The organism is Cryobacterium frigoriphilum, assembly GCF_004403305.1.
GTDB classification, from domain to species: Bacteria; Actinomycetota; Actinomycetes; order Actinomycetales; family Microbacteriaceae; genus Cryobacterium; species Cryobacterium frigoriphilum.
Window position 1 is genome coordinate 47,302 of record NZ_SOHE01000046.1, and the last position, 9,382, is coordinate 56,683.

Annotated in this window: 8 protein-coding genes; 4 read left to right on the top strand and 4 right to left on the bottom strand. The window is 68.0% G+C overall.

All coding sequences use genetic code 11. The features are described 5' to 3' along the window. The first annotated feature begins 109 nt into the window (after window positions 1-109). Together E3T55_RS10595 and E3T55_RS10600 are read left to right on the top strand one after the other, a co-directional pair. Window positions 110-1,516 (top strand): glutamyl-tRNA reductase, encoded by a 1,407-nt coding sequence (locus tag E3T55_RS10595; RefSeq protein ID WP_134519551.1) that lies wholly within the window; start codon window positions 110-112, stop codon window positions 1,514-1,516. A 205-nt stretch (window positions 1,517-1,721) separates the two neighbouring features. Continuing rightward, on the top strand, window positions 1,722-2,771 hold the full coding sequence (locus E3T55_RS10600) for a zinc-dependent alcohol dehydrogenase family protein (protein WP_134519539.1): 1,050 nt from the start codon (window positions 1,722-1,724) through the stop codon (window positions 2,769-2,771). A 113-nt stretch (window positions 2,772-2,884) separates the two neighbouring features. Here E3T55_RS10600 and E3T55_RS10605 read toward each other — a convergent pair whose 3' ends face one another. Further along, window positions 2,885-4,270 (bottom strand): glycine--tRNA ligase, encoded by a 1,386-nt coding sequence (locus E3T55_RS10605; RefSeq protein WP_134519540.1) that lies wholly within the window; start codon window positions 4,268-4,270, stop codon window positions 2,885-2,887. Window positions 4,271-4,441: 171 nt separating this feature from the next. Here E3T55_RS10605 and E3T55_RS10610 point away from each other — a divergent pair, with 171 nt between their 5' ends. Both E3T55_RS10610 and E3T55_RS10615 read left to right on the top strand, forming a co-directional pair. After that, window positions 4,442-6,727 (top strand): carbon starvation CstA family protein, encoded by a 2,286-nt coding sequence (locus E3T55_RS10610; protein ID WP_134519541.1) that lies wholly within the window; start codon window positions 4,442-4,444, stop codon window positions 6,725-6,727. Then, window positions 6,727-6,948 carry a YbdD/YjiX family protein gene (locus E3T55_RS10615; protein ID WP_134519542.1) on the top strand — a complete coding sequence of 74 codons (222 nt, stop codon included), beginning with the start codon at window positions 6,727-6,729 and terminating at the stop codon, window positions 6,946-6,948. Before E3T55_RS10610 ends, E3T55_RS10615 begins: the two co-directional genes overlap by 1 nt. A 9-nt stretch (window positions 6,949-6,957) precedes the next feature. On the opposite strand, the gene E3T55_RS10620 is transcribed toward E3T55_RS10615, so the two are convergent. Genes E3T55_RS10620 through E3T55_RS10630 form a run of 3 tightly spaced genes read right to left on the bottom strand, consistent with a single transcriptional unit; the run spans window position 6,958 to window position 8,859 of the window. After that, window positions 6,958-7,707 (bottom strand): DUF1129 domain-containing protein, encoded by a 750-nt coding sequence (locus tag E3T55_RS10620; protein WP_134519543.1) that lies wholly within the window; start codon window positions 7,705-7,707, stop codon window positions 6,958-6,960. 46 nt (window positions 7,708-7,753) lie between these two features. After that, window positions 7,754-8,488 (bottom strand): DUF1129 domain-containing protein, encoded by a 735-nt coding sequence (locus E3T55_RS10625; protein WP_134519544.1) that lies wholly within the window; start codon window positions 8,486-8,488, stop codon window positions 7,754-7,756. After that, on the bottom strand, window positions 8,485-8,859 hold the full coding sequence (locus E3T55_RS10630) for a PadR family transcriptional regulator (RefSeq protein WP_134519545.1): 375 nt from the start codon (window positions 8,857-8,859) through the stop codon (window positions 8,485-8,487). Before E3T55_RS10630 ends, E3T55_RS10625 begins: the two co-directional genes overlap by 4 nt. Between the last annotated feature and the right edge of the window lie 523 nt (window positions 8,860-9,382).

The following is a 9,382-nucleotide window of genomic DNA, read 5'->3' on the forward strand; positions in this document are numbered from 1 at the left end:
GCTGTCGATTCTGCCAAACTTCCCTGAATGTGACGATTCGCACGCCCTGCATCGACGCTCACCGATGCACTGAGTAGAACGAGGCCTCTACGGGTCGTAGAATCAAATGGTGCTGATTTGTCTGTCCGCGAGCCACAAGAACTCCACCTTCGATGTGCTGGAGAAGCTTTCTGTGGGCGCTGGCGCCACAGCCTCGCGCATGGTCGAGGAACACCCCCGCCTGAGCGGCGCCGTGATCGTCGCCACCTGCAACCGTTTCGAGGCCTACCTCGACCTCGATGAGCCCTTCGGCGTCTCGCCGCTGCCGGCCGTCTACGCCGCGATCGACGCCGTCAGCGCGAACACCGGTGTCGGCGCCGACACCCTGCGCGACAACCTCGAACTCGTGCACGGCAACCTCGTCGCCGAACATCTGTTCGCCGTGACGAGCGGCCTCGAATCCGTCGTCGTCGGTGAGGGCGAAATCGCCGGCCAGGTACGCCGCGCCCTCGAACAGGCCCGCTCCGACGGCACCACGAGCCCCGAGCTGGAGCGCCTCTTTCAGCGGGCCTCACAGACCTCCCGCGGAGTGAAGAACCGCACCGGCATCGGCTCGGCCGGGCGCTCGATTGTGCGCCTCGCCCTCGAACTGGCCGAAAGCCGCGTCATCGACTGGTCCAAGGCCGAAATCCTGCTCGTCGGCACCGGCCGCTACGCGGGAGCCTCACTCGCCGCCCTGCGCGACCGCGGTGCCGAGAACGTGCGGGTCTACTCCCCCTCGGGGCGCGCCCTCGGCTTCGCCGCCTCGCACGGCATTCAGGCCGTATCCGTCGACGGATTCGCCGCCGCCGTGGCGACCGCGAACGTCGTCGTCACGTGCACGCTGCGCGAAGACCATGTGATCGACGCGTCCATTATTCGCGCCGGTCGCGCTCTCGTCGGGGTGAACCCCGATGCCCCCGAGACCGCGCTCGGCCTCGCCGCCGTGAAGCTGTGCCCCGCGGACGTCTCCCCCGAGGCCCCGCCGCAGCTCATCATCGACCTCGGCTTGCCCCGCAACGTGGCGCCCGACGTGATCGACGTACCCGGCGTCGAACTGCTCGACCTCGAAACCATCAGCATCCACGCGCCGCTCGAAGAGTTGAACGCGCACGACGAGGCTCGCGAAATCGTGGGAAAGGCAGCCCGCAAGTTCAGCGCCGTCGCCGAGGAGCAGAGCCTCGCGCCGGCCGTCGTCGCCCTACGCAACTACATGTTCGAGCTGCGCGACGCCGAGATCGCCCGGGCCCGCAGCCGCGGCGACTCGAGCGAGGCCACCGAGTCGGCCCTGCGGCACCTGACCGGCGTGCTGCTGCACACTCCCATGGTGCGCGCCCGCGAACTCGCCCGCGCCGGCGATCAGGACGACTTCTTGACCGGGCTGTCGGCCCTGTTCGACCTCGACGTGGAGCTTCCCGCGGTCGGCACTGCGTCGGCTGCTGCCTCCTCGTCTGCGTCAGCGGATGCCGCGGGCCGGACCGGTTCCGCCGCCTCCTGATTCAGATACGCGGGGTTTGTCGAGGGTTGCACCCTAGATCACTTCGCACATCCGCTGCCGCAGCGGGCCGCTCGGGGCTGAGTCGCGGAGAACGCACCTTCTCGAGCTGAACGAAGGCACGAAGTCCGCGACTCAACATCTGCGGCCCCTGAACGCGGCCACGGCCCCGCGGCGAGCCGGCCCGCGGATCGGGCAGACTGGCAGCATGAAGGCTGTCTGGTTTGACGAATTTGGTGTGCTCCCCGTCGTACGAGAGGTCGCCGACCCGGTCGCGAGTGACGCGGGCGTCGTGGTGCGCGTCGAGGCCACCGGCCTCTGCCGCAGCGACTGGCACGGCTGGATGGGTCACGACTCCGACATCGGCCTGCCGCACGTGCCCGGGCACGAGTTGGTCGGCGTGATCGAGTCGGTGGGGGCATCCGTTCGCCGATTCGCCGTCGGGCAGCGGGTGACCGTTCCGTTCGTCTGCGCGTGTGGCTCCTGCCCGGAGTGCGACGCCGGAAACGGGCAGGTCTGCCGCAATCAGACCCAGCCCGGTTTCACTCACTGGGGCTCCTATGCCGAGCGGGTCGCGCTGCACAATGCCGACGTGAACCTGATCGCGATCAGCGACGACCTCGACGCCGGTGCGGCCGCGCTGCTCGGCTGCCGGTTCGCGACGTCGTACCGCGGACTCGTGCACCAGGCGCACCTGCTGGCCGGCGAGGCCCTCGTGGTGATCGGCTGCGGCGGGGTCGGGCTGAGCGCGGTGATGATCGGTGCGGCCCTCGGCGCGAGCGTCATTGGCGTCGACATCAGCGATTCGGCCCTGGCGACCGCGGCCAGGGTCGGGGCGGTGCACACGGTCAACTCGGCCGGCCTGACCGACGCCGAGGTCGTCGCGCGCATCCGGGCGCTGACACCGGACGGTTCGGGAGCGCAGGTGAGCGTCGAGGCGCTCGGCCGGGAGAACACGGTCGCGATCGCGATCAGGTCGCTCGCGACCCGGGGTCGCCACGTGCAGATCGGGCTACTGGCCGAGGACCCGCGGGTGCCGCTCGGCACGGTCATCGCCGGCGAGCTGGCCATTCTCGGCAGTCACGGGATGCCCGCACACGACTACCCCGAACTTCTCGCGCTGGTGGAAAGCGGGGCGCTGCGGCCGCAGGATCTGGTGACCCGGCGCATCCGTCTCGAAGACGCACCCGCAGCCCTGGCCGAGATGAGTGCCGCGGTGCCCGCAAGCGGAGTGACCCTGATCGACCTGACGCTCTGAGCGGGGAGCGGGGCTGAGTCGCGGAGAACGCACCCTTCTCTGCCCAAGAAGGGTGCGAAGTCCGCGACTCAGCGCCGGGCCCCCGCGCGAGCGGGGCGAGCGCGCGAGGCTGGTTACGCGCCGCGCAGACGCACCGCGAGATACGCGTCGAGCTCGGCGAGCGGCACGCGCTCCTGCAGCATCGTGTCGCGGTCACGCACGGTGACCGCCTGGTCGTCGAGCGAGTCGAAGTCGACCGTGATGCAGTACGGGGTGCCGATTTCATCCTGGCGGCGGTAGCGGCGACCGATCGCGCCGGCGTCGTCGAAGTCCACGTTCCACGACTGGCGCAGGCGGGCCGCGAGCTCGCGGGCCATCGGCGAGAGCTTCTCGTTGCGCGACAGCGGCAGAATCGCGGCCTTGACCGGAGCGAGCCGCGGGTCGAGCTTCAGCACCGTGCGCTTGTCCACGCCGCCCTTCGCGTTGGGCACTTCTTCTTCGTGGTACGCGTCGACCAGGAACGCCATCAGCGAGCGGGTGAGGCCGGCCGCGGGCTCAATGACCCACGGAACCCACCGCTCGTTCTTGGTCTGGTCGAAGTAGGACAGGTCCTTACCGGATGCCTTGGCGTGCGTCGACAGGTCGAAGTCGCCTCGGTTGGCCACACCCTCGAGCTCGCCGAAGGCTCCGCCGGCGAAGCCGAAACGGTACTCGATGTCGACGGTGCGCTTGGAGTAGTGCGAGAGCTTCTCTTTCGGGTGCTCGAACAGGCGCAGGTTCTCGGGGTTGATGCCGAGGTCGGTGTACCACGCCAGGCGCGTGTCGATCCAGTACTGGTGCCACGTCTCATCCGTTCCCGGTTCGACGAAGAATTCCATCTCCATCTGTTCGAACTCGCGGGTGCGAAAAATGAAGTTTCCGGGGGTGATCTCGTTGCGAAAGCTCTTGCCGATCTGGCCGATGCCGAACGGGGGCTTCGAGCGCGATGCCTGCAGCACGTTGGCGAAGTTCACGAAGATGCCCTGCGCGGTCTCGGGGCGCAGGTAGTGCATGCCGGCCTCGTCATCGACCGGGCCGAGGAAAGTCTTCAGCAGGCCGGAGAAGGCGCGCGGCTCGGTCCAGGTGTGACGGTTGCCGCAGTTGGGGCAGGCGATGTCGTCGAGGCCGTTCTCGGGCGCACGGCCCTTCTTCTCCTCGTACTCTTCTTCGAGGTGATCGGCGCGAAAACGCTTGTGGCAGCTGGTGCACTCGATCAGCGGGTCGCTGAAAACCTCGACGTGACCGGATGCTTCCCAGACCTGGCGGGGCAGAATCACGCTCGAGTCGAGGCCCACGACGTCGTCGCGGCCGGTGACCATCGAGCGCCACCACTGCTTCTTGATGTTCTCTTTGAGTTCGACGCCGAGGGGCCCGTAGTCCCACGCGGAGCGGGAGCCGCCGTAGATCTCACCGGCCTGAAAGACGAAGCCGCGGTGGCGGGCGAGGGCGATGACGGAATCAAGATGAGTGGGCGCGGCCACGGTGGCTCCAATGGTCGAAGAGGGAGAAGGGCGAGTGCCCAGATGGCGATTTAGCCATTTTACGCGCTCGGGCGGTCGCGTTTTCGCGCGCGTCAGGCACGGATGCCACGCCACGGTGTTAACGTTGCTTCAGGAACAGGGCCACAATGCGTGGTCACTCAAGGGGGAGACATGGGCGTCACGTCCAATCGGTCGACAGGTTCGACCGGCGATTCACTGGTATTGCAGCAGATTCCGCACGAGTTGGCGGTGGCCGTCGACCCCGCCGAGACCGAGGCCCACGACCGCAAGTGGACCCCGTTGAAGATCGCGATCTGGGCCGGTATCTCGCTGCTCGGTGGCCTCAGCTGGGTCATGCTCGCCGTGGTGCGCGGTGAAACCGTCAACGCGATCTGGTTCGTGTTCGCCGCGATCTGCACCTATCTGATCGGCTACCGCTTCTACTCGAACTACATCGAGAAGCACCTGCTGAAGCCCGATGACCGCCGCGCCACGCCCGCCGAGTACAAGGCCGACGGCAAGGACTTCGCCGCGACCGACCGTCGGGTGCTCTTCGGCCACCACTTCGCGGCCATCGCCGGCGCCGGCCCCCTCGTCGGCCCCGTGCTCGCCGCCCAGATGGGCTACCTGCCCGGCACGATCTGGATCATCGTCGGCGTCGTGCTCGCCGGCGCCGTGCAGGACTACCTCGTGCTGTACTTCTCGATGCGCCGCGGCGGCCGATCGCTGGGCCAGATGGCCCGCGACGAGCTCGGCGTGGTCGGCGGCACCGCCGCCCTCATCGCGACCCTCGTGATCATGATCATCATCGTCGCGATCCTCGCCCTCGTCGTCGTCAACGCCCTCGCCGAGAGCCCGTGGGGCGTCTTCTCCGTCGGCATGACCATCCCGATCGCCCTGTTCATGGGGTGCTACCTGCGCTTCTTCCGCCCGGGCAAGATCACCGAGATCTCGATCATCGGCTTCGTGCTGCTGATCGCCGCGATCATCGGCGGCGGCATGATCGCAGACACCGAGTGGGGCTCGACATTCTTTCTGCTCGACAAGGTGACCATCGCCTGGGGCATCATCATCTACGGCTTCATCGCCGCGATCCTGCCGGTCTGGCTGCTGCTCGCCCCGCGCGACTACCTCTCGACCTTCATGAAGATCGGCACGATCGGCATGCTCGCGGTCGCGATCATCATCATCCGCCCAGAAATCAGCGCTCCCGCCGTGAGCGAGTTCGCCTCGAGCGGTACCGGACCGGTCGTCAGCGGAACCCTCTTCCCGTTCCTGTTCGTGACCATCGCCTGCGGCGCCCTCTCGGGCTTCCACGCGCTGATCGCCTCGGGCACCACGCCGAAGCTCATCGAGAAAGAGCGCCAGACCCGCTTCATCGGCTACGGCGGCATGCTCATGGAGAGCTTCGTGGCGATCATGGCGCTCGTCGCCGCGCTGTCGATCGACCGTGGCCTGTACTTCGCCATGAACTCCTCGCCCGCCCTCACCGGCGGCACCATCGAAGGGGCCGTGGCCTTCGTCAACGGGCTCGGCATGACGGGCGTCAACATCACGCCCGACCTGCTCGCCGAGACCGCGAAGAACGTCGGCGAAGAGTCGATCGTGAGCCGCACCGGCGGCGCCCCGACCCTCGCTGTTGGCCTCGCGCACATCATGCAGCAGCTCATCGGCGGCACCTCGATGATGAGCTTCTGGTACCACTTCGCGATCATGTTCGAGGCGCTGTTCATTCTCACGGCAGTGGATGCCGGCACCCGCGTCGCGCGCTTCATGCTGCAGGACAGCCTCGGTAACTTCTTCCCGAAGTTCAAGAACACCGGTTGGCGCCCCGGCGCCTGGGCGGCCACCGCGATCATGGTCGCGGCCTGGGGCGCCGTGCTGCTGATGGGCGTCACCGACCCGCTCGGCGGCATCAACACGCTCTTCCCGCTGTTCGGCATCGCCAACCAGCTGCTCGCCGCGATCGCCCTCGCCGTGTGCATGGCGATCGTCGCCAAGCGCGGACTGTTCAAGTACCTCTGGGTGGTCGCGCTGCCGCTCTCGTTCGCGGCCGTCGTCACGATCGCGGCGTCGTTCATGAAGATCTTCTCCACGGTGCCGGCGGTCGGCTACTTCGCCCAGAACCGGGCCTTCTCGGGGGCGCTCGAGGCGGGCGAGACGAGCTTCGGTACCGCGACATCCGTCTTGGCGATGGAAGCCGTGGTGCGCAACACGATGGTGCAGGGCGTGCTGTCGATCGTGTTCGTGACGCTCGCGATCATCGTGATCTTCACGGCGATTCAGGCGACCTGGAAGGCATATCGCACCAAGGCGAACTCGTCGAGCGAGGACCCCGCCGTGCAGTCGCAGATCTTCGCGCCGGCCGGGCTCATCGTGACGCCGCCGGAGAAGAAGCTGCAGGCCGAGTGGGACGCCCTGCCGGCCGACAAGAAATACACCCGGACCGGGCACTGATGAGTGGCGGCGTGGTGGGTGCGGTCAAGCGCGGCGCCCGGGGCGTGGCCTGGTATCTGAAGGCCATGCTCGGGGAGGACGCGTACGAGAAGTACGCCGCCCACCACGCGGCCCGCGCGTCAGACCCGTCCTGCGCGGCGCACGAGGTCATGACCGAGCGGGAGTTCTGGCGCGACCAGACCGACCGCCAGGACAAGAACCCGCAGGGCCGCTGCTGCTGAAGCGGTACGTTACCGCGAGAACGAGTCCATCAACAGGCTCACCCCGCAGAGGGCGACGGTAAAGGGCACGAGTAGCCAGTTGATGGCGACCAGGAACAGGCGAGTGCGGCGCGCGCTGCGGGCGGACGGCGTGACACCAGGCACGACGATCGGGTCGTCCGTGATGGAGTGCCGCAGCTGACCCCACAGCGCCGGGGCGATCAGGCACACGGCGCCGACGATGAAGACCGGAAGCGCCGGCAGGCTGAGGGCCATTCGGTCGCCCGCCCACACCACCAACAGGACACCGGGAACGGTGACGACCAGGCCGAGCGCCGCCCCCAGCAGGAAGGTCACCAGGACGCTTCGCTTCCGCATCCGCACCATGGCGGGCATGAGTCTCGGCAGGCACGCGATGGCGATGAACGCGACGACCATAATGGCGAGCACCGGCGCAACGACCGTCAGCGATTCGCCGTAGACGAGCGGAACCACCGCCTGGACCACCGAGAACATGCCCAGCATGCCGATGGCGCCGCGCACGAGGGTGCCAGGCCCGCCCTGGCGGGCATCGGGTTCGACGGGAAGGTTCAACTCAGCGGCGTACTGCCTCGGACTACCGAAGGAGTCTTCGGCGGCCGCCCCGGAGTCGACGAGAAACTCTCGCGCACTCGCGATCGCGTCGCCGATGCGGGTGCCGTTGACGCCCTGCAGACGCAGCTCGATGATCAGGCTCTCCAGCCACTGCTCGTTCGCTGCTGTGCGGATGTTGGTGGTCATGATTCGTCCGTCCCCTTCGGTAATACGGTGCTCTTCAGGTGTGGGCTCAGCGGGTCAGTGACTCCAGCAGGAGCCTCATGGCACAGAGGCCGATGGCGCCGAACACGAGAAGCCAGTTGGTGACGACGAGAAAAAGCCGCGCGCGAAACGCGGCGCGTGGCGACGGCGTGTGGCCCGGGGCGATGATCGGGTCATCGGTGAGAGAGTGCCGCAGCTGGCTCCAGAGGGCCGGCGCGAGCAGCAGCACGGCGCCGACGATCGCCACCGGCAGGGCGGGCAGGCTGAGCAGCACCAGATCGCCCGCCCAGAGCGCCAGCAGGGCGGGGATCGTGCCGCCCAGCAGCGCCGCAGTGACGATTCCGATGATCGCGCCGCGCCGCCGCATCCTTACCATGACGGGGACGAGGGTCGGCAGGAGCGCGATCATGATCAGCGTGAACAGATAGATGGCGAGCACCACGGGGCCCAAGATGACCGGTTCATCGTTCAGGAGCGGAACGACCGCCTCGACCAGCGCGAACATGCCAAGCACTCCTAACCCGCCGCGCACGACGGCCAGACGCACACCCTGCGCGGCCTCCGGTATTGCGGGCAGGTTCAGCTCGGCGGCGTAGTGCTGCGGGCTGCCGAAGGAGTCTTCGGCGAGCTCCCCCGAGTCGTCGAGAAACTCCCGGGCCGTCGCGACGGCATCGCCGATGCGGGTGCCGTTGACGTCGAGCAGGCGCAACTCCATGGTGAGGTTCTCGAGCCACTTCTCGTTCTCGCGGATGTTGGTGGTCATGATGCGTCCGTCCCCTTCGGTGCTGCGGTGCTGGGCAGATCAGCGCTGTCGAGGTGCGCGAAGACCGTGCCGGTGAAGTCGCGCCAGGCGGCGGTTTGGGCCTCGAGTTCGCGGCGTCCGGCATCCGTCAGTGACAGGTATTTGCGCTCCGGGCCGCCGGCGCCCACCCGCCAGTCGACGGCGATCCAGCCGGCCGCTTCGAAGCGGGTCAGCAGCGGATACAGCGTGCCCCCTTTGACCTGACCGAACCCGTTTTCTTCGAGCGCGGCCGCGATGGCGTAGCCGTAGGTGGGACCGGCGGCGAGGGTGCGCAGCACACACAGCCCGAGGGCGGCGCGCATCCAGTCGCTCGGCCACTGCTTCGCACTCATCCCGCCGGCCCTTCGTTGTCTGCGTCACTACATAGTGACACTAGTTAGTCTGACTGTCTAGCCCGGCGCTGGCACCACGCCTGGCCGCGGGCAGCAGGAGGAATAAAATGTCGGCTGCACAATGGCACCGGCCACGTGCAGAAACGGGAGAGCGATGACTGAATCCATCTCGTGGATCGTGCCGATCCTGCCGGGCAAGCTCTCCGGGCGCGCGGTCAGATCGGACTCCGACTGACGGATGCCGCCGGCCGGGTTCGCGGGTGGAGAGCGGTGGCCGGGTGCGGCATCCGCTCGCCGCACAACCGTGGCGCAGCACCAGCGCGGCGGCGCAACTACCGCGCAGCGGCGCAGCACCCGCGCAGCGCACGGCGAGTGGTGCGTTTTACGCGGGCACCGGGTCGAGCGCGGGTACTGCGCCGCTGCGCGGGTGGCACGCCCATAGCGCAGCGGCGCAGGTACCGCGCAGCTCGCAACGCGCGCATCCGCCCGCCGCGTCAGCCCGGCGCAGCTACCGCGCATCGGC